Origin of the sequence: Kibdelosporangium philippinense (genome assembly GCF_021390435.2) — a bacterium.
Taxonomy (GTDB): Bacteria; Actinomycetota; Actinomycetes; order Mycobacteriales; family Pseudonocardiaceae; genus Kibdelosporangium; species Kibdelosporangium philippinense.
Window position 1 is genome coordinate 2,052,358 of the sequence record NZ_JAJVCN010000004.1, and the last position, 25,368, is coordinate 2,077,725.

The 25,368-nt window shown below is 65.3% G+C and carries 26 protein-coding genes; 9 read left to right on the forward strand and 17 right to left on the reverse strand.

What is annotated here, in order from left to right; all coding sequences use genetic code 11:
• Positions 1-81: 81 nt before the first annotated feature.
• On the forward strand, positions 82-1,119 hold the full coding sequence (locus tag LWC34_RS52625; protein WP_233733874.1) for a DUF3616 domain-containing protein: 1,038 nt from the start codon (positions 82-84) through the stop codon (positions 1,117-1,119).
• Entirely contained in the window at positions 1,116-1,616 is a 501-nt protein-coding gene (locus tag LWC34_RS52630; protein ID WP_233733875.1) for a class I SAM-dependent methyltransferase, read from the forward strand. The genes LWC34_RS52625 and LWC34_RS52630 overlap by 4 nt, the downstream gene beginning before the upstream one ends.
• Before the next feature lie 162 nt (positions 1,617-1,778).
• Here the strand turns inward: LWC34_RS52630 and LWC34_RS52635 are convergent, their stop codons facing one another.
• Positions 1,779-2,240, reverse strand: coding sequence for a MarR family winged helix-turn-helix transcriptional regulator (locus LWC34_RS52635; RefSeq protein ID WP_233733876.1), 462 nt, complete (start codon positions 2,238-2,240; stop codon positions 1,779-1,781).
• An 83-nt stretch (positions 2,241-2,323) separates the two neighbouring features.
• On the opposite strand from LWC34_RS52635, the gene LWC34_RS52640 reads away from it, so the two are divergent.
• A complete protein-coding gene (locus LWC34_RS52640; RefSeq protein ID WP_233733877.1) occupies positions 2,324-2,692 on the forward strand; it encodes a cupin domain-containing protein in 369 nt (122 codons plus the stop codon).
• Positions 2,693-2,787: 95 nt separating this feature from the next.
• Entirely contained in the window at positions 2,788-5,781 is a 2,994-nt protein-coding gene (locus LWC34_RS52645) for an alpha-mannosidase (RefSeq protein ID WP_233733879.1), read from the forward strand.
• A gap of 41 nt (positions 5,782-5,822) precedes the next feature.
• On the opposite strand, the gene LWC34_RS52650 is transcribed toward LWC34_RS52645, so the two are convergent.
• Complete coding sequence (locus LWC34_RS52650; RefSeq protein WP_233733881.1) at positions 5,823-6,140, reverse strand: hypothetical protein; 318 nt, start codon at positions 6,138-6,140, stop codon at positions 5,823-5,825.
• Positions 6,141-6,151: 11 nt separating this feature from the next.
• Positions 6,152-6,694, reverse strand: coding sequence for a hemerythrin domain-containing protein (locus tag LWC34_RS52655; protein ID WP_233733883.1), 543 nt, complete (start codon positions 6,692-6,694; stop codon positions 6,152-6,154).
• A 94-nt stretch (positions 6,695-6,788) separates the two neighbouring features.
• Here LWC34_RS52655 and LWC34_RS52660 point away from each other — a divergent pair, with 94 nt between their 5' ends.
• On the forward strand, positions 6,789-7,190 hold the full coding sequence (locus LWC34_RS52660) for an SRPBCC family protein (RefSeq protein WP_233733885.1): 402 nt from the start codon (positions 6,789-6,791) through the stop codon (positions 7,188-7,190).
• A 53-nt stretch (positions 7,191-7,243) separates the two neighbouring features.
• Here the strand turns inward: LWC34_RS52660 and LWC34_RS52665 are convergent, their stop codons facing one another.
• The 6 genes from LWC34_RS52665 to LWC34_RS52690 form a co-directional block, all read right to left on the reverse strand.
• The gene (locus LWC34_RS52665) at positions 7,244-7,609 is read right to left on the reverse strand and encodes a hypothetical protein (RefSeq protein WP_233733887.1); all 366 of its coding nucleotides are present in this window, start codon (positions 7,607-7,609) and stop codon (positions 7,244-7,246) included.
• A complete protein-coding gene (locus tag LWC34_RS52670; RefSeq protein ID WP_233733889.1) occupies positions 7,606-10,308 on the reverse strand; it encodes an FtsK/SpoIIIE domain-containing protein in 2,703 nt (900 codons plus the stop codon). Before LWC34_RS52670 ends, LWC34_RS52665 begins: the two co-directional genes overlap by 4 nt.
• Positions 10,309-10,554 (reverse strand): hypothetical protein, encoded by a 246-nt coding sequence (locus LWC34_RS52675; RefSeq protein WP_233733891.1) that lies wholly within the window; start codon positions 10,552-10,554, stop codon positions 10,309-10,311.
• Positions 10,551-10,811: a hypothetical protein gene (locus LWC34_RS52680; RefSeq protein WP_233733893.1), complete on the reverse strand. Its 261-nt coding sequence runs from the start codon at positions 10,809-10,811 to the stop codon at positions 10,551-10,553. The genes LWC34_RS52675 and LWC34_RS52680 overlap by 4 nt, the downstream gene beginning before the upstream one ends.
• Positions 10,812-10,881: 70 nt before the next feature.
• On the reverse strand, positions 10,882-13,464 hold the full coding sequence (locus LWC34_RS52685) for an AfsR/SARP family transcriptional regulator (RefSeq protein ID WP_233733895.1): 2,583 nt from the start codon (positions 13,462-13,464) through the stop codon (positions 10,882-10,884).
• Positions 13,465-13,509: 45 nt separating this feature from the next.
• Positions 13,510-14,079 carry a histidine phosphatase family protein gene (locus LWC34_RS52690; protein WP_233733897.1) on the reverse strand — a complete coding sequence of 190 codons (570 nt, stop codon included), beginning with the start codon at positions 14,077-14,079 and terminating at the stop codon, positions 13,510-13,512.
• 167 nt (positions 14,080-14,246) lie between these two features.
• Between LWC34_RS52690 and LWC34_RS52695 the strand changes: the two genes are divergently transcribed.
• From LWC34_RS52695 to LWC34_RS52705, 3 genes are all read left to right on the forward strand, one after another.
• Positions 14,247-14,438, forward strand: coding sequence for a CbtB domain-containing protein (locus LWC34_RS52695; RefSeq protein WP_233733899.1), 192 nt, complete (start codon positions 14,247-14,249; stop codon positions 14,436-14,438).
• A 20-nt stretch (positions 14,439-14,458) separates the two neighbouring features.
• Positions 14,459-15,205 carry a CbtA family protein gene (locus LWC34_RS52700; protein ID WP_233733901.1) on the forward strand — a complete coding sequence of 249 codons (747 nt, stop codon included), beginning with the start codon at positions 14,459-14,461 and terminating at the stop codon, positions 15,203-15,205.
• A gap of 172 nt (positions 15,206-15,377) precedes the next feature.
• Positions 15,378-15,860 (forward strand): hypothetical protein, encoded by a 483-nt coding sequence (locus tag LWC34_RS52705; RefSeq protein ID WP_233733903.1) that lies wholly within the window; start codon positions 15,378-15,380, stop codon positions 15,858-15,860.
• 738 nt (positions 15,861-16,598) lie between these two features.
• Here LWC34_RS52705 and LWC34_RS52710 read toward each other — a convergent pair.
• The 7 genes from LWC34_RS52710 to LWC34_RS52740 all read right to left on the reverse strand — a co-directional run bounded on the left by LWC34_RS52710 (position 16,599) and on the right by LWC34_RS52740 (position 23,526).
• Positions 16,599-17,075, reverse strand: a complete 477-nt coding sequence (locus LWC34_RS52710) for a hypothetical protein (protein ID WP_233733905.1) — start codon at positions 17,073-17,075, stop codon at positions 16,599-16,601.
• Positions 17,076-17,081: 6 nt separating this feature from the next.
• Entirely contained in the window at positions 17,082-17,540 is a 459-nt protein-coding gene (locus LWC34_RS52715; protein ID WP_233733907.1) for a nitroreductase family deazaflavin-dependent oxidoreductase, read from the reverse strand.
• 17 nt (positions 17,541-17,557) lie between these two features.
• Positions 17,558-18,127, reverse strand: a complete 570-nt coding sequence (locus LWC34_RS52720; RefSeq protein WP_233733909.1) for a dihydrofolate reductase family protein — start codon at positions 18,125-18,127, stop codon at positions 17,558-17,560.
• Between the two features lie 71 nt (positions 18,128-18,198).
• On the reverse strand, positions 18,199-18,459 hold the full coding sequence (locus tag LWC34_RS52725; RefSeq protein ID WP_233733911.1) for a hypothetical protein: 261 nt from the start codon (positions 18,457-18,459) through the stop codon (positions 18,199-18,201).
• Between the two features lie 176 nt (positions 18,460-18,635).
• A complete protein-coding gene (locus LWC34_RS52730) occupies positions 18,636-19,844 on the reverse strand; it encodes a glycoside hydrolase family 18 protein (protein ID WP_233733920.1) in 1,209 nt (402 codons plus the stop codon).
• Between the two features lie 128 nt (positions 19,845-19,972).
• Positions 19,973-22,006: an AMP-binding protein gene (locus LWC34_RS52735; RefSeq protein WP_233733921.1), complete on the reverse strand. Its 2,034-nt coding sequence runs from the start codon at positions 22,004-22,006 to the stop codon at positions 19,973-19,975.
• Between the two features lie 125 nt (positions 22,007-22,131).
• On the reverse strand, positions 22,132-23,526 hold the full coding sequence (locus LWC34_RS52740; RefSeq protein WP_233733922.1) for a M14 family metallopeptidase: 1,395 nt from the start codon (positions 23,524-23,526) through the stop codon (positions 22,132-22,134).
• Positions 23,527-23,589: 63 nt separating this feature from the next.
• On the opposite strand from LWC34_RS52740, the gene LWC34_RS52745 reads away from it, so the two are divergent.
• Positions 23,590-23,868, forward strand: a complete 279-nt coding sequence (locus tag LWC34_RS52745; protein ID WP_233733923.1) for a hypothetical protein — start codon at positions 23,590-23,592, stop codon at positions 23,866-23,868.
• 39 nt (positions 23,869-23,907) lie between these two features.
• On the opposite strand, the gene LWC34_RS52750 is transcribed toward LWC34_RS52745, so the two are convergent.
• The gene (locus LWC34_RS52750; RefSeq protein WP_233733925.1) at positions 23,908-25,347 is read right to left on the reverse strand and encodes a hypothetical protein; all 1,440 of its coding nucleotides are present in this window, start codon (positions 25,345-25,347) and stop codon (positions 23,908-23,910) included.
• Positions 25,348-25,368: the final 21 nt, after the last annotated feature.

The window sequence follows — 25,368 nt, forward strand, 5'->3', positions numbered from 1 at the left end:
TGCCCCATGTCGCCACCGGCCCCAGCTACACATCCCCACAGGTCACAACCCGAATGGCTGCTGCCGTACTAGAGGGGGCCCATGACCGTCAATCGCCAGGTCCGGCTGCGGTTCGAGACCGGTGCCGTCGAGGCACAGACGCACGTCAACCTGTCCGCGGTCCGCAGCGACGGGCGCTATCTGTGGATCGCGGGCGACGAGACCGCGACCATCGAGCGGTTGACCGCCGACGAGATCGGCCGTCCGGCCGAGTACGCGGAACACGTGACGTTCCCATTACCAGACGTGATCAAGCTGCCCGGACAGGCAGAAGAAGAGGTCGATGTCGAAGGCCTCACCCGCGTCGGTCCATACCTGTGGGCGGTCGGATCGCACAGCGCGAAACGCAAGAAGCTCAAGCGGGAACACTCCGATGCCAAGTCCGCCAAGCGATTGGCGAACGTGAGCATGGAACCGTCCCGCCGCGTGCTCGCCCGCCTTGCCATCGAGAACGACGAACCAGTCGCCCGCAGCAGCGACGGGTACACGAGTGCCGCGCTGGGCAAGCCCGGCCTGATCGACCTGTTGGAAGACGACGAGCACCTCGCGCCCTTCCTCGCCATTCCCGGCAAGGACAATGGTTTGGACATCGAAGGCATCGCGGCGGCGGGTCAACCAGGCGAGGAGCGCGTGTTCCTTGGCCTGCGCGGGCCGGTGCTGCGCGGCTGGGCCGTGATCTTGCAGCTGGCGCCGCGGGCCGATGGGGACGAGCTGAAGCTGGAGAAGCTCAACGGCGACCGGTACGTCAAACACTTCCTGGACATCGACGGCCTTGGCGTGCGCGACATGTGCGTGCACGGCGACGACCTGTTGCTCCTGGCCGGTCCGTCGATGGATCTCGACGGGCCCGTGCGCGTCTACCGTTGGCGGAACGCGGCGGACCTGAAGACCGCGGATGTCGTGCATCGGGATGAGCTGGAGAAGGTCCTCGACCTGCCTTATGGCGAGGGCGACGATCACGCCGAGGGCATCGCGCTGCTGCCCGACAACGAACTGCTCGTGGTGTACGACAGCCCGGCGGAGGCTCGGCTGATCGAGCCGGGCGTGGTTCTCGCGGATGTGGTGAGCTTGCCTTCGTGAAAGTCCCGGACCGTGTCCGCTGGGCCTTGTCGGTCGTCGACCCAGGCCCAGCGGACCGCGTCCTGGAGATCGGCTGCGGCCCGGGTGTCGCCGCCGCGTTGGTGTGCTCCTTGCTGGAAACCGGGCACCTGCTGGCAATCGATCGCTCGGCGGTGGCTGTCCGGCGCACGGCTGAGCGCAATGCGTCTTATGTGGACTCGGGCCGGCTTTCGGTCAAGCAGGTGAGTCTTGGCGAGCTTTCGTTGCCACCTGCCAGTCTGGACAAGGCTTTCTGCGTGAACGTGAACCTGTTCTGGGTTGGCAATCCCGCTGCTGAGCTTGCCGTGCTCCGCAAAGCACTTCGCCAAGGCGGGCAGTTGTATATCTTGTACGGCGATGGCCCGACAAAGCATGACCGTGTGACACCGATGATCGCCGATGCGTTGCGGGACAACGGCTTCACCCAGGTTGAGGTGCTCACGGGCGGCGGCGTCGGAGTCCGCGCCAAGACTCGATGAATACTCCACTGTGGCTCTGATCAGGGTCGGGTATTCCGGGCGCTGCCTTGAAAAGCGCGGATCTTGCCGGAATGGTGCAGCACATGACCGAGTTCCGCAGAACCAGTTCAAGGACAAGACTTGCCGCAGGGGAGCACGGCACCAGGCGGCTGCGCGACCAGATCACCAAGTGGGGCGCAGCGCTGGCAGGTCCGGGCCCGCCATCGTGCGGATCAGCTTGGTGAGTTCGATCCGCAGACCGGGGAAGTCGACGGTCTCGCCGAGCTCGGCTTCCAGCCCCCGCAGGATCCGCCCGGCCACGGCCAAGTGCTGCGATGCCTTGTCGGTCAGCACGATCAGCTTGCGCCTGCCGCCTTCCGGATGTGGCTGGCGGGTGACGTACCCCTTCTCCGCGAGTTCGTCGACGATCTGACCGGCCGCTTGTTTGGTCACGCCGAGCCGGTCGGCGAGCTCGGTACCGGTCGCTCCCGACGACTTCAACGCCTGGAACACCGCGCCGTGGATCGGCCGCAGGTCCTGGTAGCCGGAGGCGTCAAGACGCGTGACGAACTCGCGCAGCACAAGCTGGAAACCCATGCCGAGCAGGAACGTCAGCTCGGTTCGGGCCAATGGGTCCTCTGGCACATCCCTATCTTGACACACCTGAGTCAACCAACTTTACTCAACAGTGAGTAAAGCTACTTGACTCACTAACCGAAGGAGACACCTTGATCCACGTTGAGAACGCCCGCACCACCGAGTCGCCGAACGCCGTGCTCAACAGCCTGGCCACGCCAAGCCTCGGCAGCGCCGAGTTAACCGTCTGGCGGGTCAGCATGCGGCCAGGTGCCGAGGGGCCGGTGCACGTGATTGACCGTGAGCAGGTCTGGACCACGCTGGCGGGCTCGGTCGAGATCACTGCGGACGGTTCAACGAAACTTGTCCAGTCTGGACAATCGGCCATCCTGCCAGCCGGGGAGGTACGGCAGGTGCGGGTCGTCGACGGCCCGGTCGACGCGTTGGTCTGCATGTCGGTCGGGGGTTGCGCGACCGCGCCAGGCTCCGACGAGCGGCATCCGTTGCCATGGGCGCAATGACGCAAGCCTGGCAAGAGTGAACTTCATCCGCTGCCTTCCGGTGAAACCTTGGTATACCGTCGGCCAGGAACCGGTGTGGAATCAGGAGGTCACCTGTGCACGACGATCGGCGGCTGGTTGAGGACCGGCTGGCGCGCATGCTCAACACCCGCATCGCGCCCGCCAGGTACGCCGGGTCCTATCCGCTGGAAATCGAGGTCTGGCACGTCCCCGACGAGCCGGTGCCGGTGGCCGAGGCGCTCGCCGCGGACTACGAGCCGTTCACTGTCGGGCAGCGGTGGGGCGCGCCGTGGTCGACAAGCTGGTTCCGGGTCCGTGGCGCGATCCCCAAGGAGTGGCACGGCAAGCGCGTCGAGGCCGTGATCGACCTCGGCTTCAACAAGGCGCAGGCCGGGTTCCAGGCCGAGGCGCTGGCGCACGACCTGCACGGCCGCCCGATCAAGGGTCTTGCGCCACTGAACAACCACGTCCCGTTGAGCGACGACGTGGTCGGCCTGCTGATCGAGGCGGCCGCGAACCCGGACGTCCAGGAAAACGGCATGCAGCCGACGATGCTCGGGGACAAGGAGACCGCGGGCAAGGATCCGCTGTACACCTTCGCCGCCGCTGACGTGAAGCTGCTCGACGAGGACGTCTGGCACCTCCAGATGGACATGGAAGTGCTCAGTCAGCTGATGCACGAGCTGTCCACTTCGGATCCAAGGCGGCACGAGATCCTGCGTGCCCTTGAGCGCGCACTGGACGTGATCGACGTAGCGGACGTTTCCGGCACGGCAGCGGACGCGCGAGCCGAACTGGCCGAGGTGCTGTCACGGCCCGCGCACGCCAGCGCGCACAAGATGTCGGCCGTCGGCCACGCGCATATCGACAGCGCGTGGCTGTGGCCCCAGCGCGAGACCATTCGTAAGACTGCCCGCACGTTCGCGACGGTCACCGCGCTGGCGCAGGACTACCCGGAGTTCATTTTCGCGTGCTCGCAGGCGCAGCAGTACGCGTGGGTCAAGGAGCACCAGCCGCTCATCTTCGAGCGCATCGCAGCGGCCGTGAAAGCCGGTCAGTGGGCGCCGGTCGGCGGGATGTGGGTCGAGTCCGACGCCAACCTTCCCGGCGGGGAGGCTCTTGCCCGGCAGTTGGTGCACGGCAAGAGGTTCTTCCTCGACGAGTTCGGCTATGAGTGTGAAGAAGTGTGGCTGCCGGACTCCTTCGGCTACACGGCCGCCTTCCCCCAGTTGGCCAAGCTCGCCGGGGCGCGCTGGTTCCTGACGCAGAAGATGTCGTGGAACCAGACCAACAAGATGCCCCACCACACCTTCTGGTGGGAAGGAATCGACGGGACGAAGGTGTTCACGCACCTGCCGCCGGTCGACACGTACAACTCCGAGTTCTCCGGCAAGGAAATGGCTCATGCCGTCTCGAACTACCTGGAGAAAGGCCGCGGAACTACATCGCTCGTGCCGTTCGGCTACGGCGATGGCGGCGGCGGTCCCACCCGCGAGATGATGGAGCGTGCGCGCAGGCTGCGTGACCTCGAAGGCACGGCGAAGATCACGATCGAGAAGCCGAGCGAGTTCTTCGAGAAGGCATACGAGGAGTACCCGGACGCCCCGGTCTGGTCCGGCGAGATGTATCTGGAGCTGCACCGGGCGACGTACACCTCGCAGGCCCGTACCAAGGCGGGAAACCGTCGAAGCGAGCACTTGCTTCGGGAGGCTGAGCTGTGGGCGGCTTCCGCCGCGGTCGCCGGTGCCTTCGACTATCCGTACGAAGCCTTCGACCGGTTGTGGAAAGTCGTTCTGGTGCACCAGTTCCACGACATCCTGCCGGGCAGTTCGATCGCGTGGGTGCATAAGGAAGCCGAAGCCAAGTACGCCGCGGTCGCGGCAGAGCTTCAGGCGATCACGAACGCGGCCGTGTCCTCTTTGGCCGGTTCGGGCGACAAGACGCTGGTGTTCAACACGAGCCCACGCGCCCGTACCGAGGTTGTTGATGGGACGTTGACTTCCGTGCCTGCTTCGGGTGCGGCCGTGGTTTCCGCCGTGGACGCCGCTGATGTGACCGTCACGGATCGTCTGCTGGACAACGGTTTGGTCCGGGTGACGGTGGATGACAACGGCTTGATGTCCTCTGTGGTCGCGGACGGCAGGGAAATCCTGACCAGCCCGGGCAACCTGCTGCAGCTGCACCCGGACCTGCCGAACTTCTGGGACGCGTGGGACATCGACGCGCACTACAAGCGTAAACACGTCGATCTGACCGATGTGGACTCGATTTCCGTGGTGAGCACGGGAGTCGAGGGCGCGATCGAGGTCGTCAGGTCCTTCGGGTCGTCGCGGATCAAGCAGGTGATCAGCGTACGGGCGGGCAGCCGCCGGATCGACGTGCGGACCGAGATCGACTGGCACGAGGCAGAGAAGATCCTCAAAGCCGCCTTCCCGATCGACATCCACGCCGACCGGTCGGCCGCGGAAATCCAGTTCGGACACGTCTACCGGCCAACGCACACCAACACCAGTTGGGACGCGGCAAGGTTCGAAATCTACGCCCACCGCTGGGTGCACGTCGCCGAACCTGGCTACGGCGTCGCGGTCCTGAACGACTCAACCTACGGCCACGACATCGGCCGCGTGTCCAATGACGACGGTACAACGACAACGACCGTGCGGTTGAGCCTCGTACGCGCGCCTCGGTTCCCAGATCCGTACGCCGACCAGGGCAAGCACGTGTTGACGTATTCGCTGCTGCCTGGTGCGTCTATTTCGGACGCTGTGGCCGAAGGGTACGCGCTGAACCTTCCGGTCCGGTCGGTCCAGGGCGCTTCGGCGCCTGCGCCTCTGGTTACTGTGGACAGTTCGGCTGTGACGGTCGAGGCCGTGAAACTGGCGGACGACCAGTCCGGTGATGTCGTTGTGCGCCTTTATGAAGCGCTCGGCGGACGTGCTTCGGCGGTCGTGCGGACCAGCTTCCCAGTCAAGTCCGCGACAGTTGTGGACTTGCTTGAGCGGCCGTTGTCGGACGCGGAGGTGACGTCGGATGGCATCCCGGTGTCATTGCGGCCGTTCCAGGTGCTGACGCTGCGCCTGAGCAGGTAAGAGCATTGTGGGGGAAGGCTTTGCAGGCCTTCCCCCAACGGCTATTGCGGGGGCTGCTGAGGAGTCCGCTCCTCGGCAGCCATCGAACCGCCCGCGTCGTCGGCGGATTGGCCACGTTCGGTGGCTTCCCGCTCAATCTTCTCGTCCAAAGAGGACGGATGCTCGGTGACGTCTGGCTGCTCCTCTTTCAGGCGTTCACCCACTGGGCGCGGATGGGACTGCTCGTACGGCGTCGTTCCGTACTTGTCGGCGCCGGACCAGTGCTCCGGCGGATCCATCCCGGCTTCCAACGGATCGGCGCGCAAGCGGTCCTCGTCGAGGTCCTCGGCGCTGGACAAGTCGCGGTCAGACGAGCTCATCGCGGTTCCTCTCAGGAAGACTGCAGTGCCTCGGTCAGCTGCTCCCGGCTCATTCCGGACGCGCCGCTGATGCCAGCGTTGCGAGCCTGCTGGAGCAACTCGCCCTTGGTGGCCTGACCTGGCATTTCACCGAGGTGCTTCGCCCTGCTCGCGGCGAATTTCTCCGCCAGCTGGGAAAGCCGGTCGCTGTCGAGCTGTGATCGCATGCCGGGCAGAACGTTCGATTCCTCCTCCTCGACGTGATGAGTCACCGATTCGATGACCTTGTCGAGCAGTTCTTCGTACCTCGAGCTCGTCGGATCGGCCTTGGCGAGCTCGGCGAGGAGCTTCTCCGCCTCGGCGTGCTCCTGCTGACTGTGCTCGACCTCGTCGGTCTCGCCCGCCTCTTTCTTGGCGACCGGGTAGACCTCCGATTCCTCAGCGCGACTGTGCGCGACGAGCAACGCGCACATCACCGGCGTCAACAACGGCCGTTTGCCCGGACTGTTCTTCAGTTCGTTGAACAGCCGTTCCACCTCACGGTGGTCATCCATGATCATGTCGACGACGTCCACAACAACCTCCTCAGGTCGAACCCTTGGCTACCCAGATGAGCGGCGTGTAGTCATCGCCTTTGCGGGTACGCCTAGACGAGAAAGGGGTTGAGTCATGCCTACCTACCACCGCACCCGGACACTGCACGCCGGTGAGGACCGCGTTTTCGAGTACCTGGCCGACGTGAACAACCTGCCGAAGTACTTCGACCACATGAAAACGGCCAAACCGGTCGGCGGCGACAAAGTCGAAGTGGAAGCCGAGGTCCACGGCGAGAAAGAGCATGGCGAAGCATGGTTCCGTGTCGACCGCACGGCCCGACGGATCCAATGGGGTTCGCCCGGCACCGACTATTCGGGCGTCCTGGACATCAAGGCCGCGCAAGACCGGACCATTGTGGACATCGAACTGCACGCACAGCATGAAGACGCGGAAATAGACCAGGCCCTCGACACCACGCTCGACCACATTCAAGCGCAGCTGGAAGCCCCCGACGCCCGCAAAGGCACAGCATAAGCCTCGTGAGTGTTTGTGCCGGTTAGAACCGGCACAAACACTCACGAGGGGCACTAGGGGATCTTCTTTGGCCAGATGGCCTTACGCAGTGCCGCCGCGAACGTGTTTGTCGCTGGCTCGATCTCGGCGAGGTAGGTGTCCAGCCGGTCTGGGCGGCCAGCGGGATCGGGTTCAGGTGGTCGCCCTGGGGTGATCCAGTTCATCCCAACGACCCTGGCCGCGACCTGCCGCCACCAGCCGGTGATTTCTTTCTTGACCTGTTCTTCTTGCTCTGTCGCCTGTTTGATCGCGCGCTCAGCCGCCGCTATCTCCGTTACGACCTCTACTCGGCGACGGCGTTCACGGTCCGCCAGTTGCTGCGAGGCTTGGCGGGTCAGGTCGAGGATCTCCTTGTACTGCGCTACCGGGTCGTCTGTCATGCCGGTTCCACCGTGTCGAAGGGGATGATCACGTCGGGGGAGCTGTGGGTCGATTTGTCGAAGTAGATCGCGCGCTTCGGTCGTGGGGCCCAGTCGATGATCTGGCCAGCGGCGAGCGCGTTCAACTCCGAGCCTTGGACGTCGAGGGCCACCCACGCGCCGATGTCGTCCGTTCCGCCGAAGCCGAGGGTGTCCTTCAACCGGCCGACTCCGCGCCACCAGCCGAAGGTGTGCACGTGGTTGCCTGGACCGTTCTTCAGCAGTGCCCGCAGGTCGTCCAGTCCGCTGCGCATTGTGGGTGGTTCTTTGCGTTCCAGCCATTGATGGGCCGCGTCCACAGCGAAGAACAGGATGTACCGCGGTCGTTCTCCCGAAGCGGGCGTTAGTTTGGCGATCGAATCGTCGGTACGGTGGTCCACCGCGTGACCGATCGCCGTGAGGATCTTCGCCAGCCGGGTGACCCGTTCCTGCAACGCGGGCACTGCACACCAGATGCTGAAATCCACCGAGCCAGGAGAATGCTTACGCGCAAGCGAGAACGTGATGCTCTCCATAATGGACAAAGCATCAGCCGTCGCCGTCCCGACCACCGCGAGGTTACGGCCGGGCACCGCGTCCAAAGCCATGGTCGCGGCCCGGCATTCCACGTCGATGATCTGTCCGAGCAGCGGCCCTGGTGGATCGGCGAAGTCGGCGGACTCGGCGAGCAAAGGCTGGTGTGCGCCGTCGAAAAGCGTTGGCGCCAAGGAATTCCCGGCTGCCCACAGCCGCGCTTGCAGTGCGTCGAACGTTCCCTTCGCCGAGGCGTCCGGGATGTGGGCGACCTGGTTTCCATGCGGCACACCGGAATCGTGGTTGATCACGGCATGCCAGCGCGGCAGGCTGAAAGCCGCGTTGTTGGTCTCCGACAGCACCCGCTTGGCCTTCGGCATCGCGATCCGCAGCGTGCACTGCTCGAACACCGCGGGTTTGCCCCAGAAGGCCTCGATCCCGGCGATGTCCTGACTTGCCAGAACCAGGTGAATGCCTTGCGAACGCCCGCGCCGCGCCACGTCCTCCAACAGAACCGTGGCCTGCTGCGTGATTCGGTCGCGGCCGCCGAACAGTGCCTGGAACTCGTCGATCACCGCGACGATCCGTGGCCAGTGCCCATCCGGATCAGCCTCACGCAACTCGGCGAGCTTCGTGACCTCCTGGCGCTTGGCCGCTTCGGCCCGTCGCGCCAGCTCTTCGGTCAGGAATCGCAGTAAAGCCAACCCGAATTCACGGTCGGTGTTCACGTTCACGCCGACCAGCCGCGCCTGCGGCAGCCAGCTCGGGTCCTTTCGCCCCGGCGCCAGCCCGGCGAACGACACACCTTCCTTGAAGTCCAAAAGGTACAGTTCGAGCTCGCTTGGCGCATAGCGGGCCGCGAGCCCGCCGAGCATCGCGTACAGGAAATTCGTCTTGCCCGACCCGCTCGGCCCGGCGATCAGCGCGTGCGGTGTCGCGTCGCCGATCACCACTTCGACCGGGACGCCGTCGGCGAATCCGACCGGCGCACGCAGTTCTTCCTTCGAGCTGAGCGTGCTGAGCTGCTCGGGCAGTAAATCATCGAACGTCCGTGGCTTGCCGCGGCGCGCGACGAGGTCCTGGGCGATCGAGGCGGCCGCACGGCTGGCCAGGCTGCCGTCTGGGGCGTCGTCGACACGGAACCGGACGCCGGGACCGGTCATGCTGGTTGTCGCGTGCCGCGCGTCGGTGAACGCGATCGTCTCTAGTGGACTGTTCGCGGACAGCGGAACGTCGACACAGATCAGGCTGACGCCAGCGTCGATCCCGGTTCGCGCGACCCGTTGCAGGTCGCGCTGTTGCTCGTCGGCCAGCCGCTCGCCGTTGCCGAACAGCACCACCACCCGCCACGGTTCGATCCGTTCACCCTTGGCGACACACACCGACCGCAACGACGTTTCGCCTTCACGCATCGCCTTGGCGTGCACGCGCCGGATGTGCCCGGCCAGATCCGCCAGCAGGTCGTCGAGCCTGGTCGGATCATGAACAGTGAGTAAACCGGCTGACGTCAACGGTTGCAGGTTCGGCAGTGAACCGGTCAAGTGGCCGATGTCCCACAGATGGATCTTGACAAGACCCGGCCGGAAGTAGCTCATCAGCCGCAGCAGCAACGTCTCGACCAATGAGTCCACAACGGACCGGTTGTCCGGCGCCGAGTTCACCCGCAGGTGCGCGCGGTCGAGTAAAGGGACCGCGACCGGGAACTCCTCTTCCCTCGGCGCCTCTTCGATCACGGCCGTGCCGACCCGCCACATCGCCGGAGCGACGCCGCCGGTGTCCTCGCCGACCCGGCCAAGCCAGTCGTGCCACGGCGAACCCGCGGATCCGGGCGCTGCCGCCGCGACGAGCCTGCGTAGCCGCTCCGGACCTTCCGGATGCCACCGCGCGTAGAGCTCGTCGCGTTCGGCGATCACCTTGTCCCACGTCTTGGCCAACGCTGGCCTGCCGCGCAGCTCGGTGATGTCCGGATCGAGCCTGGCCTTCGCCAAGCCGAGACGCATTACGCTCTGCTCGAATTCGAGCTGGTCCTTGGTGGTCTGCGCGGCTTGCCGAGTCGCTTGGGCCGCGCCGAGCGCGAGCCGCAGTGCCTTGCGCAACTCGTCAAGCGCGTCCTGTGCGCGCTGCCGGCGTTCGCCTCTGCCCAACATCTACAGCCTCAACAAGTAGTCCAGTAGCGACTGACGGGCCAGGGCGATCAGTTCCCCGGCCGTTGACAACTGTGCCATCGCGAGATCGAGCTCGACAGGTTCATACCCATTCGGGTCTCTGCTTACCGCCAACAGTGTCGCCCGGGACTCGGCCAGTAACGGAGCCGCGCTCGCCGTGGTCGCGCGGGCTCGTTCCAGCGTGAGGTTCACGTCACGCAACGCACCGGCCAGCTCCGTGATGCTCAAAGCCGGTTCGCGTATCCCTCAGCGGAGGAGATGCTGGCCTGGATGGCGCCCTGTGCGCCGGCCAGTACCTGCAACGCCTCGGTGAGCAGACCCTGCGCCTGGCTCACGTCACTCTGGCTGCTGCCTTGAGTGGCGGAGAGCAGAGCGTTGCGTGCTTCGTCCAGTTGCATGGAAGCCTGTGTGATCGCGGCGATTCCCGCTTGAGACTTCTCGTTAGCCAACGCGATTCCAGCCTTGATGTCCTCAACACCCGCCATGCCGCCACAAGATACTGTTGATCTCGACGGGCTTGTCACTCGGGTGGCCTAAAGACAATCCACACAGTACTTAAAGCCCGTCCAGCAGCTGAGACACCGCATCGGCTGACCGGTGGTCGCCGGTACGGCGGTGCGCGGCCAGCGACTCGCTCAGCAGTTTCCGTGCTCGCGCGCGATCCCCGGTACGCAGCAACAACTCCCCAGTGTGCTGCCGCGCGTACGCCACGCAGTGATCATCTCCCATGCTATGGAACATGTATGTAGCCTCGGTCAAGTGGCGCAGAGCGTGGGCCGGCTCACGCAGACCGGCCAGCCGCTGCAGAGCGTGTGCTTCGCGGTGCCGGTCGCCTATCCGGGCGGCCAGCTCCCGTGCGCCGGTCAGCCAGCGCTCGGCCGCTGGAAGTCTTTGCTGGGCAAGCAGAGTGGTCCCGACCGCGATTCGGGCAGCGGCCTCGAAATGCGGCTTTTCGGCGCGGACGAACAGCCGTAACGCCCGCCGGTGCTGGCGCAGCGCGTCCTGGTGATCACCGCGGATCCGGGCCGTGGTACCGATTCCGGCCAGCGCGATTCCTACGCCGGTGTCGTCTTCGGTTTCGGTGAACAGCCGCAGCGATTCGCCGGCCGCTGTTTCGGCCTCGGGGTATTGGTCCTGGTAGAGCGCGAGCTGGCTCTGGTTGCGCAGGATGATCGCCTCGCCGTGGCGGTCGCCTTCCTGTCGGACGCCCGATAACGCGATCTCGTGTGAGCGCCGCCAGTCGCGGTGGTTGCCGCGCAGATCGAAGTAGGGCGCGGTCATGGCCGGTATTCGCCAGGCGTACTTGTGCAGGCCGAGTTCGGCCGCGACTTCGAGAATCGCTGTGATGGACGGCACTTCCGCGTCGAACCAGGCCATCGCGTCAACTTCGGTGGACGTGCTCGGCTCGTGCCGCGGCAGGATGCCGAAGAACGGCACTGGCATGCGTGCCGCCGCATGTGTTGCCAGCGCGAGATAACCGTCGAGCACCCGGCGAGCCGCGGTCTGCAAGTCCTGACGCGGTTCACCGGACAAGCGTTCGGTTGCGTAACACCGGAACAGGTCTGGCATCCGGTAGCGGGCTGTGCCCGTCGGATCCACCGAGACAGCGAGAAGATTGGCATTCACCAACGTGTCAAGGACATCGTCGGCCTTGGGTCGATTCAGCAGCGCGGCGATCGTCCAGCCGGGAAACGACACTGGGCCGAGCATCCCGGCGAACCGGAAGGCTCGTGCTGCCATCGTGGGTAGCCGGAGGTAGCTGTCGGTGACGCTGGTCCGGACCGCAAGGCTTCCGGTTGTCAGCTCATCGAGTCGGTTGCGTTCGTCGGTCAGTCTTTCGGCCACGACGCGCAACGGGATCGACGGCCGGGCGGCGAGTTTTGTCCCGGCGACCCGGATCGCGAGCGGAAGATTTCCGCACGCTCGCAGGATTTCCCGCGCGCAGTCGGGTTCCGCGGCGGCTCGTCGGGTGCCAGTCACCCGCGTCAGGAGATCGTGGGCTTCGCTGTCGGTCAACGCGTCGACGTGGACGTGGGTGGCGCCTTGAAGCTCGGGCAGCCAAGTGCGGCTCGTGATCAGCACGGCTGATCGGCCTGAACCGGGTAACAAAGGCGCTACTTGGGCCGCGTCGACGGCGTCGTCCAACACGACCAGCATCGCGCGGCGGGCCAATACCGACCGGTAGCGTGCCGCTCGCTCGTCGAGTTCGGCCGGAATGTCGTGCACGCCCATCGCCTTCAACAAGTACGCGAGCACCTCGGCGGGGTCGCGCAGCCGGACGTGCAGCTGGCCGTCCGGAAAGGACGGTGCGATTTCATGTCCGATATGGACGGCCAAAGTGGACTTTCCGATACCTGGCGCTCCGGTGAGTACGACCGAGGCCGGTGGCCGGGTCAACGCGCCGGTGACCGTGCTGACGATGTCGGTCCGGCCGGTGAAGTCGGGAAGGTCGAGCGGGAGCTGGCAGGCCGGGAAGATGCTTGTCTTGATCTCGTCACGAGCCCTGCGTAACTCCGGACCCGGACGCGTGTGTAACTCCTTGGCCAGAACCTGCTCGGCTTCTCGGTAGGCGTGCAACGCTTCCGAGGACCGTCCACTGTGGTGCAATGCCTGTACGAGACGACGCCAGAGTTCCTCGCGCAACGGGTGCTCGGCGAGCAGGCCGCGCAGTTCCGGGATGGGGACGGCCGGGCTTCGTTCAATGACCGACAGCCGTAGCTCCTCAAGCCTGGCCAATGTCGGTTCCCATGCCGGGCTGCGCGGCAGGTCCGCCACCACGCGGCCACGCCATAACGCGCTGGCTCCGGCAAGATCGCCTTGCTGTGCCTTGGCTTCGAAGACGGTCATGTCGAGCTCGTCTGAGGCGATCGTGACCTGGTACCCGCCTGGGCGGGTGCACACCCGGTCTCCGATCCCGGTCCGCAAGGCGTGCGCGTACGTCCGGACATTGGCGACGGCCGACCGTGGCGGCGAATCGGGCCACAGAACGTCGATCAGTGTGTCGACGCTGACGGTCCTGTTCGGATCGAGAAGCAGTGTGGCCAGTAGCATCCGCGGTTTGCGGCCGCCCAACGCGACCGCGCGCCCGTCGACCGTGACCTCCAACGGGCCCAGGACCCGGAACGCCACTTTCCCCATGGCCCCTGATGGTAAATCCTTGCCCAGGATATGGGGCAGATTTGGTTACTGATTCACTGCGTGTTCCTGCAACGTCCAGTTCGGCCCTGAGCTGGACAACCGCGTGACCGACAGGGGAGAGACGTCGGTCCGCCAGAACGACTGGGCGGGCGCGTTCATCACGTGCACGACGGCCGCGCGGATGACAGCAGGATGCGTCACGGCCGCAACGCGTTCACCGGTGCCACGCAAGCTCGTCAACCACTTGGCCACGCGAGCGATGACGTCCTCAACAGACTCGCCGCCGTGTGGTGCAGCAGAGGGATCTGTCAGCCACGAGAAGTCCGTGATGTCGTTGAGCGCACGGCCGCGCCACGACCCGAAATCCTGATCGGCCAACGCTTCGTCGACCGTGCCGGGCACGCCGAGCCCGGTGGCGGTCTGACGGCAGCGAAGCTCGGGCCCGGTCACGAATCGGGTGAACCGCCCAAGATCGACAGGGTGGAGGTCCTCGGGGCGTTCCACCGGTTCATCAGTGGGAAACGCCGCCCGCCGGGTCGCCGCCGTGGCCGCGTGACTGATCAAGATGACCCTGGTCGAGGCATTCGGGTGAGCAGCGTCTCCCAGCGTTGACACGGTGTGCGGCTCCTGCCTACGTTCCTGTGGCCATTGGACGGAGTAAGCCGGTGAGATCCCGGCACGGTCGCGCCACTGTATGCGGGCATCAGGTCCCGTGAGTCAGACACTCCGGCCTTCCACTACGAAGCCCCATTGGGTCGCGTCAGCCCGAGGAGGTCACGCCGGTGACTACAGCAGCTGTGCCCGTACCGGTCCCGATTTCGATTCCCGTTCGCGAGATCCTGCCGTGGGCAGTGCTCACCGCGATCCTGTCCCTGGTGCTGCTCTACTTCGTGGGTACCGCGCAGGGCGCGGACAGCATCATCCACGAGTTCGTGCACGACGGCCGGCACCTGCTCGGCTTCCCGTGCCACTGAAAGCAAAGCGCGGCGCCTAAATGAAAATCGGAACAGTTCTTGTCCGGGGCATGCTCGCCGGACTGCTGGCGGCTGTCCTCGCCTTCGCCTTCGCGTCGGTCTTCGGTGAGCCCCAGGTCGACAACGCCATCGCGGTCGAGGAAGCCGGAGCGGGCCACGACCATGGCGGCGCTGCTGAGCCCGGTGCTGAGGAAGAAGAGGTCGTCAGCCGCGGGGTGCAGAGCACCCTCGGTCTCGCGGTGGCCACTGGCGCGTACGGCCTGGCGTTCGGCGGGCTCTTCGCCCTCGCGTTCGCCTTCTCGTACGGCAGGGTCGGCCGCCTCAGCGCTCGCGCGACCGCGGGCGTGCTCGGAATTGTCGCTTTTGTGACGGTATTCCTCGTGCCGTTCTTGAAGTACCCGTCGAACCCGCCGGCGGTCGGGCAGCCGGACACCATCAACACCCGGACGACCTGGTACTTCGTGATGGTCCTGATCTCGGTGGTCGCGGCCATCGCGGCGACTGTGCTGGCCAGCCGCCTCGCCGCGCGCCTTGGCAGCTGGAACGCGGTGCTGCTCGGGGTGCTCGGCTACCTCGTGGTCGTCGGAGTGGCCGCGCTGCTGCTGCCCGTGGTCAACGAGGTGCCTGAGGGTTTCCCGGCCAGCTTGCTCTGGAACTTCCGGGTGGCCTCGCTCGGCACCCAGCTGCTCCTGTGGGCGGGGATAGGCCTGTTGTTCGGCGTATTCATCGAACGCGCTACCCGGCGTGTCGCGGCGGCGCGCGCATAGTGTCCCGTTGACCTGCGGATCCGCAACCTCTCTTGCCGGTTGGCCCCCTAACTTTCGTTGGGGGGCCAATCCTGTGTCCGGCGTCACGTTTGGTGACGTATCATAGGTCACAGCGAGCTCGGGGATCGCTCTAATGGAGCAACAGGCGAAGACAGGGGTAAGGGAATCCGTAATGACAACGATGACACAACCGGCTCCGGCCTGGCTGCGGGATTTGGCCGCCTCCCGGGCCCACTATGAGGAAACCTTCGGCTGGCCGGTGGCCGTCCAGGTCGGTCAGCGTCAGCTGGCCGTGGCCCTCGGTCAGGTGCTCGACGCGATCACCATGCCTGCCGACCTGGCGGATCAGGTGAACCAGCAGCTGGGCATCGCCATGCTGGCCGGCCCAGTCATCGCGCACGAGGACAGTGGGCGATGGACCTTCCTGACCCAGGCCGCGACGATGATGCGTGGGGACATCGTCGAAGGACTGGCTGACCACGAAGTGCGGCACGCGGGGGCGGGCTCGTACACGGTCGTTCCGACCGAATCCAGTGACGGGGGATGCCGCTGGATCACCGAGCCGCGACCGCACCAGATGCTTCCTTCGGCTTACGCCGTAATCGCGACCGCGCGCCGGCTCTGCGCAGCGGCGGCAGCGGCCAACGCGGCTTGATCCACCAGGTTTGACGACCGGGCGGGCATTCGTTCCGCCCGATTTTGTTATGACGGGATCGGATGCCGTGAAGGTCACCTTCGCGGCGTTGAACGCGTCAAACTCGGCCTTCGCGCCCCTGAACACGTCATGCCCGCACTCCTCGCCGGGCGGCCAGTCCCACCCGCGTCAGCCAGAGATTATCGCAGGTCAACCGCCCGAGCCCGTCGACAGTCTCGATCGAACTCCGAACCTCAAGTTCCTGGCATTGGCATCCAACGCGCCAAAGGAGGCCCTCGCGCATTCACGCAGGACAAAAAATCGTCCCGTCAGCCACATGTGCCACACCAGCCCCACCTACCACGGGACGGGATGCCGTCAAGGTCACCTTCGCGGCGTTCAACGCACCAAACTCGGCCCTCACACCCCTGAACGACGACAAGCAATACCCGCACCCCTGCCACGGCGGCCGGTTACAGCACCGACCCGCCCCGCCAGCCACAAGTATTCACAGGTCAACCACCCACGCCCGCCGTCAGCCTCGGCCAAACTCCAAACCCCAAGTTCCTGGCATTGGCGTTCAACGCTCCGAATCTCCCCCTCACAACGGCCCACTACCCGCACCGAGCCTTGGCAGGTCACTCTGACGCGCAGCCATAGCACCCTTTGCTTTGTCAGCAAACAAACCTGCAGGTCGAAGGCCGGAACGCCGGTCCAGCCACGCTCGATCAACGAGCCCTCAAGCTCCTGGCGTGGACCCTAGAACCAGTGCAGGACACGCTCCTTCGACGACGAGGACATGTGGACGACGAGGTATGACTTGTCCACGAAGTCGAGCCGCAGACCGTCGCGAGTGGGCTGCATGTCGATCAGCCCGTTGCCGACCGAGTTCCACCTGACCTGACCGGTCGCGTCCGCGATGGCCACGACATCCTTCGCCACCGCCAGCCAGAACGTCTCTCCCGGTTGGTCGTCGGTGATGAAGACCTGACGAGCCCCGTGACCAGGATCAGGGAGAACGTTCATACGTCGTGGACCGCGCGGGTAGAAGAACCCGCCGCCAAAAAGAGCCGTCATCACGACAGCGCCCAATGCTTTCTCGATGCCTGAGGGCTGCACTTCAGGCAAGGGATCCCGGCGCGGCGCGCTCGGGGACCGCAATCCACACGGCTCGACCGCGCGCGGCTGCCACTGCAAATCCAGCGACTGCCGTATCCGCCTGCGAGATCCCCACATGCCGTGTCAACGCTGCTCCTGGACCTGAGGTTCCAACAGGATGATCGGGATCTCACGGTCGGTTTTCTGCTGGTACTCGCCGTAAAGCGGGAAGATGCCGACCATCTTGGGCCAGAGGTGCTCACGCTCGGCCGAGGACGCGACGCGGGCGCGAGCGGTGAACCGGCGGGGCCCGACCTGCACCCCGACGCTCGGGTCTGCCTCGAGGTTCATGAACCAAGCCGGGTTCTCGTCCGCACCGCCCTTGGATGCGACGACGACGTAATCGTCGCCGGACGTGCCGTAGATCAGGCAGTTGCGGCGGGGCGTTCCCGTTCGGCGCCCGGTTGTGGCGATCACGAGGGTGTGCAAGCCGTTGTTCTCATGGCCTTCGGTGCCACCCGAGGCCAGGTACGTGCGGGTTTGCTCGGCGACCCAGCCCCACTGTGAGTCGGTCGCGCGGTCGAGGTCGTCAGCGGTGGCCATGATGGCTGTCCTTCCGGTTAGTTCTTGATCTCGTAGCGCAGGATGACCACGCCGTTGTCGTACCCGGCGGCGTCGACGAGCTTCAGGTCCTGACGATCCTCGAAAAGGCGCGTTCCCTTGCCGCGGGACACCGGGCAGACCATCAGCCGGATCTCGTCGACAACGCCCGCATCCAGCAAGGAGTGCATCAACGTCAGGCTTCCCCACAGCCAGATGTCCTTGCCGTCCTGGCTTTTGAGTTCCTGGATGGTGGCGATCGGGTCGCGTGTCACGGTCGCGGCCGGAAAGTCGCCCCATTGAGCGTCAGCCAGCTTGGACGAGGCGACGAACTTGGTCAGGTTGTTGAGCTTCTGGCCGTATTTGCCCTGGTCTTCGGCGTGCGGCCAGTAGTCCTTTGTCGCGTTGTAGGTGTTCGCGCCGAGGATCATCGTGTCGACCGAGTCGATGAAACCCATCACGGCGTTCTGGTAGGGGTTGTCGGTGACCTCGTCGTCGAACGGTGCCACGGAGACAAAGCTGAGGCCGCCGTCCTCCTCCGCGGCGATGTTGTCGACGGTGACCCACTGCTGGACGATGAGCTTTCGCATGGCCGGTATCTCCTCGGGCTGGTTGGTTCTGGCCCTGGGACGCGGCCGTCACGCCGGTTTCGACAACCCGGTCAGATATTTTTGACGACACCGAACGGTTCATAGCCGGAACCGTCAGAGTCGGACCATTCCTCGGTGACGATGACCTCGGTCTGGTCGTGGCTGATGGCGACCGTGGCACGCACCAGACCAGGAGGTTGTTCGTCGTGCAGCTGGGCAGCGTGGTCTGCGGCGGGGAATCGCCGAACTGTCCACCTTCGGGCGTCCGTGTCGGCGTACGTGGCCGCGTCGACGACTTCGGTCAGCGAGCGTTGCCGCTCGATATTGGGCACTTGGTCGTCGATCGAGGTACGAGGGATCGTCGCGACGTGGTGGACGTAGTGGTCGCGTGCGGCGGCCCGCCACCAGCTGTCGATCCGGCCAGTCGATTGATCATGAGTTCACTCTGGAAGATGAACCTCGGTTGAGGTCAAGGCGACTACAGAAAAGCCCCTGGTTGTTTCCCCGGTCAGCCGTTCTTCATGGCCGTGACGAGTTCACCGTTGGTCGTGTCGCCGGACAGTTCCCAGAAGAAGGAGCCGCCGAGGCCCTGGCTGCGGGCCCAGCTCATCTTTCCGGTGATCGTGGACGGCGTGTCGTAGCTCCACCATTGCGAGCCACACTTCGCGTAAGCGGTCCCCGCGATGGTTCCGTTCGCCGGGCACCGCGTCTTCAGGACCTTGTAGTCCTCAATACCTGCTTCATACGTTCCCGGCGCGGCGCCTGTGGCCGAACCGCCTGGCGCGGCCTGCGAGACGCCGGTCCAGCCGCGTCCGTAGAAGCCGATGCCGATCCACAGCTTGCTGGCCGGAACGCCCTTGGCTTTCAGTTTCGCGATCGCATCGGCCGTCGTGAAGCCGGATTGCGGGATTCCGGCGTACGACGTCAGTGGCGAGTGCGGTGCGGTCGGGCCGGTCGCCGCCCACGCGCCGAAGAAGTCGTAGGACATCACGTTGTACCAGTTGAAGTACTGGGCGGCGGACGCGTAGTTCGCCTTGTCGATCTTGCCGCCCGCTGAGGCGTCGGCCGTGATCGCCGCGGTGACCAGCTTCGACGAGCCGAACCGGGCGCGCATGGCCTGCGCGACCCTGGTCAGGGCCTCCGGACCGCTGGCGTCGCAGGTCAGACCGCAGGCGTTGGGGTATTCCCAGTCGAGGTCGATGCCGTCGAACACGCCTGCCCAGCGCGGGTCGTTGACCAGGTTGTAACAGGAGTTCGCGAAGGCCGTCGGGTTCTGCGCGGCCTGGGTGAAGCCGCTTGACCAGGTCCAGCCGCCGAACGAGAACAGCACCTTGATCTGCGGGTGCAGCCGCTTCAACTTGCGCAGCTGGTTGAAGTTGCCGCGCAACGCACCCGCGTCCCACGTGTCGGATACGCCGTCCACACTGGACGCCGCGTCGTAGAACTTGTTGTAGTCGGCCTCGGCGTCGCCGATGGCGCACTGGCCGTTGACGACGTTGCCGAACGCGTAGTTGATGTGGGTGAGCTTGGTGGCGGCGCCGCTCGTCCTGATGTTCTTCACGTGGTAGTTGCGCTGGTAGACGCCCCATTGGGCAAAGTAACCGAGGACGTTGCCGTTCGGTGCGGCTTGCGCCGCCGGTGTCGCTGTCGGGACTGCGGTCACTACCGCGAGCGCTGTGACCAGTGCGCTCGAGAAAGCCAGAAATCTTCTGGACATGCGTTCTCCGTAGGTGACGCGGTGCGCCAATGCACCGCACCCAGCAGAGAACCGCAGAGCCCGCGCCTGGCCGGCGGTTTGGTCGAACCATGTTCAAAGTAGAGTGGACTAGACCAATACGTCAACCATTACCAGTGGCCGTCTTCCAGCACTCGCTTGAGGACCTTGCCGGTCGCGTTGCGCGGCAGGCCGTCGACGAACACGACGTCCCGGGGAACGGCGAAGCGTGCCAGTCGTTGGTGCACGTATCCCCGCACGGTATCGGCGTCGATGCGGGCGCCGGGTTTGAGCACGATGTACGCGGCCAGCCGTTGCCCGTACTCGTTGTCCGGCACGCCGATCACGGCGGCCTCGCGGACCTGGGGCAGCGCGACCAAGGCTTCTTCGACGGGCCGTGGGAACACGTTTTCGCCGCCGGACACGATCATTTCGTCGTCCCGGCCCGCGACGAACAGGCGGCCGTCGGCGTCGAGGTAGCCGCGATCGCCCGTGTCCATCAGCGAATGGCGCAAGGCCAGGTTGGCGCCGTTGGTGTAGCCGTCGAACAGCATGTCGTTGCCGACGAAGATCCGTCCTACCGCGCCGGGCGGCGACGGATATCCCTCGCTGTCGAGGATTCCGATGCGGGTTCCGTTCGGCGGCAGGCCTGCCGTAGTGCGTGCGGCCCGAAGGTCCGACGGGTCGGCGATGGTCGCCCATGACACTTCGGTTGAGCCATAGAGGTTGTAGAGCACGTCGCCGAACGTGTCCATGAACTGCTCGACCAACCGGCCAGGCAGCGCCGAGCCGCTGCTCGCCACGACCCGCAGCGAGGAAGTGTCATAATTGGACCGCACGCGTTCCGGTAGATCCAGCATGCGCTGCAACATGATCGGCACCGCGAACATCGATGTGACACGGTGTTTCTCGATCGCCTGCAAAGCCGACTGCGGGTCGAAACGGCGTTGTAGTACCAAACTCGCCCGCAACGGCATACCCAGCTGCATCGCGGCCAGTCCCCATGTGTGGAACAGTGGCGCGGCCACGAGCATTCTTTCCCCGGCACGCAAAGGGATTCGTGACAGGACGGCGGCAGCGTCACCGAGGCCGCGCGGCGTCGGTCGGCGTGCGCCCTTCGGCGGGCCGGAGGTGCCGGACGTCAGCACCACGATCCGTCCGGGCTGCTTGGGCGGCGTGAGCTTGTCCTTGGCGCCGTTGGCGATCAGGTCGTCCACGGTCGGCCCGGAACCCGTTGGCTCGGCCCATGTCCGGACGCGCGGCAACTCCGGCGGGAGGTACGTCGTGAGGCTCGCGAACTCGTCGTCCGCCATGAGCAGTACGGGATCGTGGTTGCGGACGACCTCGGCGACCTGGTTGGCGGCCAGGCCCGTGTTCATCAGCACGACGTCCGCACCGAGTTTCCCGCACGCGATGAACGATTCGACCATCCGGCCGTGGTTGCGCGACATCACCGCAACCCTCGATCCTGCTGTCACCCGGTATCGGGACAGCGCGTTGGCCAGGCGGCTCGTGCGTTCGTCGATCTCGGCGAAGGTCCGTGGGCCATCCTCGTCGTAGTACGCGATCTCATGCGGACCCCGTGCCGCGGAAGCCTGGTAGCCGCCGACAACCGTGGCGCCCCAGCGCGCCAAGGATGCCAGTTGCCGCAAGGTCCGGTCGGGCCGCGCTGGCGTGAGGACACCGGCTTTGACCAGCGTTTTCGCGATGCTGAGGGTGGATCCACGAGCCGAGGACGGGTCGCGCGGCTCGGGTGGCAGGTGAGCGGGGGCGCCGTCGAGATGGTCACGTAGACGCGCCAGCGCGTCGTCGATCCTGCGCCGGAGCGCGGTCACGTTCTGGTCAGCCGACTGCAACGACACCAAAACGCTGATTTCCGTGCCTTTGGGTGTCGGCCTGAGCTGGATCGACAGCCGGTGCGTCTGGCGGCGGACGCTGGACCATACCAGGTGCTCGTCCTGTCGGAAGATCAGCAACTCGACTTCGTCCTCGTATCCGACGCGCACCAAATACCGTGCACCACGGCCCTGATGCGGCGTCACACGCTCACACCAGCTCAACCCGCGGACGTAACGCGGGTACAACTCCGGGTCGCTGATGACCGCCCACACCTCTGCGGGTGGTTGGCTCACGACCGCTTGCGCCTCAACGCTGTCGGATCCCATTACCTACTGATGAGTAGCAGTGTTCCGCTGGGCGGTGCAACCCTGTCGCCCGAACGGACTAGCGGTGAGAAAAGGCCACCCGTGCCGGATGTTCGGGCACGAGCGGCCTTTCCCCGCTGAAGACCTTAGAAGGTCAGCCGCCACAGATCGACGAATCCGACATCAGCCGAATAAATGTCCTGGACTTTTAGCTGCCAGGTGCCGTTGGCGGCCTCCGAGGAGGCGTCGACGGTGTACGTCTCGTTCACGTTGTCCGCCGAGTCGCCCGAGCTCGCGCCCTTCAGGCGATACGCGGTGCCGTCCGGCGCGACCAGGTCGATCACCAGGTCACCGCGGTAGCTGTGCTTGATGTCCACGGCCACCTTCAACGCGGCTGGCGCGTTGCCGTCCCGGTTGGCCACCGTGATCGAGCTGGTCACGGCCGAGCCGCCGTCCGGAATCTGCACGTCGGTCGTGTTCTCGTACGGGCCAGGGCCCGGCGGCGGCGTGGTGCCGCAGTACTGCTGCTCCTTGCCGATCGCCCGTTGTGGACAGTCCGAGACCTCGAGCAGCTGCAGCACGGCCTCCTTGTTGCGGGCGGTTTCCCGGTCGATCACCTCGTCCGGCGGGTAGAACCCGCCGCCGCTCGCGCCCTTCGGGTACATCTCGAAGGTATAGCCGAAGATCTTCTGGTCGCCCCACAGCCAGTCGTCGATCGAGCCGTCCGTGATGTACAAATCGGACGATTGCTCAGGCGTGTAGTTGTTGGTGGCGGCCATGTCCCGGCCGATCCGGGCGAACGTGGCCTGATCGTCAGCGGTCATCCCAGGAGCGAGATCGTCGTACGTGTAGCCGTACGGCCACAGGACGAGCTCGCTGTAGGTGTGGAAGTCGATCCCGGTCCTGATCTGTTGCTTGCCACCGATGTTGCGGCCGCGGACGAAGTCGGCGAACGCCTTGACCTCAGGCGAGGACTCGGCCGAGGGGCCACGGTAGGTCTCACTGCTCGTGCTGCCGGAGGAACCGTTGCAGCAGCCCCATTTGAAGGCCCAGTTGCGGTTCAGGTCAGTGCCCACATTGGACGAACCGGCGTTCGGCTGCCGGTTCTTGCGCCAGGAGCGGTACGAGCCGGTGGCGATGTCGTACTCGCCGCCGTCCGGGTTGAGGTCGGGCAGCAGCCAGATCTCGCGGGAGTTGACGATGTTGGTGATCCGCTGGTCCGAGCCGTAGCCCGTGGTCAGCTGGTTGAGCAGGTAGAGGCCCATTTCCTTGGTCAGGTGCTCACGCGCGTGCTGGTGCGCGGTGAACAGGACCTCGGGCTCGTTCTCGTCGGTGGCCACGTTGTCGGAGATCTTGATGGCGATCAGGTCGCGGCCCTCGTAGGACTTGCCGATCACCTGCTTGGACACGATCGCCGGGAAGTTCTGCGCGGCCGCGTTCACTTCGGCGGTGAGCTCGCCGAAGTTGTGGTACTTCGAGTCGGCGGGCGGGAAGTCCAGCGTGCCCGTGTCCGGCTGGGTCGGCGCGGCCTGCGGGCGCACGGTGAAGCCGAACTGCTTGATCTGCTCGACTTCCTCGGGGGTGGCCGTGATACCGACGACGCCGTGCTCGACATACGTGACGGCGGCGCCGGTCGAGGCGATCCGGCTGCGCTGCTTGCTGGTCTTGGCGCCTTCGACCTGGTATTCGGCCGACGTGCGCTGCGGCGCGCTCGACGACGGCCAGCGGTGCCTGGCGACAGCACGACGAAACTCAGCGCGACCGCGAGTGCCAGCGAAACGGACAATCTACTTCGGATCACGCAGGGCCTCCTGGGTTCAGGGCGTCCGCAAGATCTTGCGGTGGCGCGCCGATGCGCGCCATCCGTCGCCCGAGGGCAGTAATTGCCAGATTCCCAGCTCACAGGTCGCGGTGACTGAAAATCAATGCCCCTTGGTCAATCCCTTCTTCTCCCATGTCCCGTTTGAACTCAAGCCGTAGAGGTGCTTGATCGGTCCCGCTGCCCGCGTATCGAAGTGCATGATGTCGCGGCCACCACCGATCGTGTCGTCGCCGAGCCACGTCAGACCCGCGTCCACCATGGCCATCACAAGGCGCTTGTCCAGGTCGAGGAAACCCTGTTCCGGCTTGGCCCAGTCCTTGCTCGCACTGATGGCCGGGAGCTTCTTGCGGTCATCCGCGATGGCCTTCGCCCACTGGTCAACCGTGCGTTTCTTCGGATCCGTGCCGCCGAGCGCGGCCACTTTCTCCTCAAGGTCGGCACGGCGTTCCTTGGCGCCAAGCGCGAAGTACTCCTGCATGGCGTCCGATGCCTCGTCCAGCTTGTCGTACGACGCCTCGGCCCGCTCATGCGCGCCATCGCCAGCCGGACGCTCCTGGAACTTCTCCACATCGGCCGTCTTCTGCTCGATCAGCAGCACCGCGCGGTCGATGATCCCGCGCACAATGGACTTCTCATTCTGCTGTTTCGGATCGGCCTCATTGGACGTCGCGTTGAAGATGTACGGATTCGTCGACGCGTTCACATCGATCGCCAAGCCGAGGCCATGCAACCCGGAGCCGGGTGGACGCAGGCCGCTGAGTTCACGTGCCACCGGGACTTGTTGACCGGCAATGGATTGCTCGACAGCCGCCAGTTTCTCGGCGAGAATCTTGTGCACCTGCACCGGCTTCCCGAGAAACGTGATCGTGACGATCTCGGCGAACCATTCCTCCGGCGTGACGTTGATGTCCGCCAAGGCCCTTGCTTCGGCTGAGCGCAGCAAGGCGTTGTTCCGGTCCGGAGTGAGGAACGCGGACAGTTGGAACAGCTCGTCTTCCTGTTCCTTGGTCCGTTTGGTGCCAAGGGCGGTCAGCTCCGCGCGCCGGGTGCGGGCCTTGATGATCTCCGCTTCGCCGCCGTTGCCAAGCAGTTCAGCGTCGTTTGCAGTCGGAATGTGGTTTGGTGCCCCGGTTTTCTCCCCGCCCGGTGCTGGTGTCGCGGCACGGGCTCTCGCCAGACCGTCCACAAAGTCCGGGATCTGCCCGTTCTTGACAGTCTGGCTGCTGCCGGAACCCGGATCGAGGTTCTGCGCGGCCAGTGCCCGATAGGTACGGTCATACTGCTCGTTGGTGAGGAACCATTTGACGTGCATCGAGTTCATCGCCAGCACGACGTCGTCACTGCGCGACGAGCCGCCGCCGATGGCCGCGTGCAGCCGGACGCCAAGGATCCGCTTGGCTTCCTCCGGGCTCATCTCGGCACGGGCGATCATGCCTGCTATTGCGTGATTGCCCGCCTCGGCGATCGGATCCCGCTGTACCCGGACCGGGTTCGGCTGGTTTTGCGCAGCGTCGGGCCGGTCGGATTTCTCCCGCTCCACGTCAGTCCCCTAGTGTCCAGC

Excerpts from the sequence above, each read along its gene's own strand:
- LWC34_RS52625 (WP_233733874.1), top strand. The coding sequence starts at position 82 with ATGACCGTCAATCGCCAGGTCCGGCTGCGGTTCGAGACCGGTGCCGTC.
- LWC34_RS52650 (WP_233733881.1), bottom strand. The coding sequence starts at position 6,140 with ATGAGCTCGTCTGACCGCGACTTGTCCAGCGCCGAGGACCTCGACGAG.
- LWC34_RS52660 (WP_233733885.1), top strand. The coding sequence starts at position 6,789 with ATGCCTACCTACCACCGCACCCGGACACTGCACGCCGGTGAGGACCGC.
- LWC34_RS52665 (WP_233733887.1), bottom strand. The coding sequence starts at position 7,609 with ATGACAGACGACCCGGTAGCGCAGTACAAGGAGATCCTCGACCTGACC.
- LWC34_RS52670 (WP_233733889.1), bottom strand. The coding sequence starts at position 10,308 with ATGTTGGGCAGAGGCGAACGCCGGCAGCGCGCACAGGACGCGCTTGAC.
- LWC34_RS52680 (WP_233733893.1), bottom strand. The coding sequence starts at position 10,811 with ATGGCGGGTGTTGAGGACATCAAGGCTGGAATCGCGTTGGCTAACGAG.
- LWC34_RS52685 (WP_233733895.1), bottom strand. The coding sequence starts at position 13,464 with ATGGGGAAAGTGGCGTTCCGGGTCCTGGGCCCGTTGGAGGTCACGGTC.
- LWC34_RS52700 (WP_233733901.1), top strand. The coding sequence starts at position 14,459 with ATGAAAATCGGAACAGTTCTTGTCCGGGGCATGCTCGCCGGACTGCTG.
- LWC34_RS52705 (WP_233733903.1), top strand. The coding sequence starts at position 15,378 with ATGACAACGATGACACAACCGGCTCCGGCCTGGCTGCGGGATTTGGCC.
- LWC34_RS52710 (WP_233733905.1), bottom strand. The coding sequence starts at position 17,075 with ATGTGGGGATCTCGCAGGCGGATACGGCAGTCGCTGGATTTGCAGTGG.
- LWC34_RS52715 (WP_233733907.1), bottom strand. The coding sequence starts at position 17,540 with ATGGCCACCGCTGACGACCTCGACCGCGCGACCGACTCACAGTGGGGC.
- LWC34_RS52720 (WP_233733909.1), bottom strand. The coding sequence starts at position 18,127 with ATGCGAAAGCTCATCGTCCAGCAGTGGGTCACCGTCGACAACATCGCC.
- LWC34_RS52730 (WP_233733920.1), bottom strand. The coding sequence starts at position 19,844 with ATGTCCAGAAGATTTCTGGCTTTCTCGAGCGCACTGGTCACAGCGCTC.
- LWC34_RS52735 (WP_233733921.1), bottom strand. The coding sequence starts at position 22,006 with ATGGGATCCGACAGCGTTGAGGCGCAAGCGGTCGTGAGCCAACCACCC.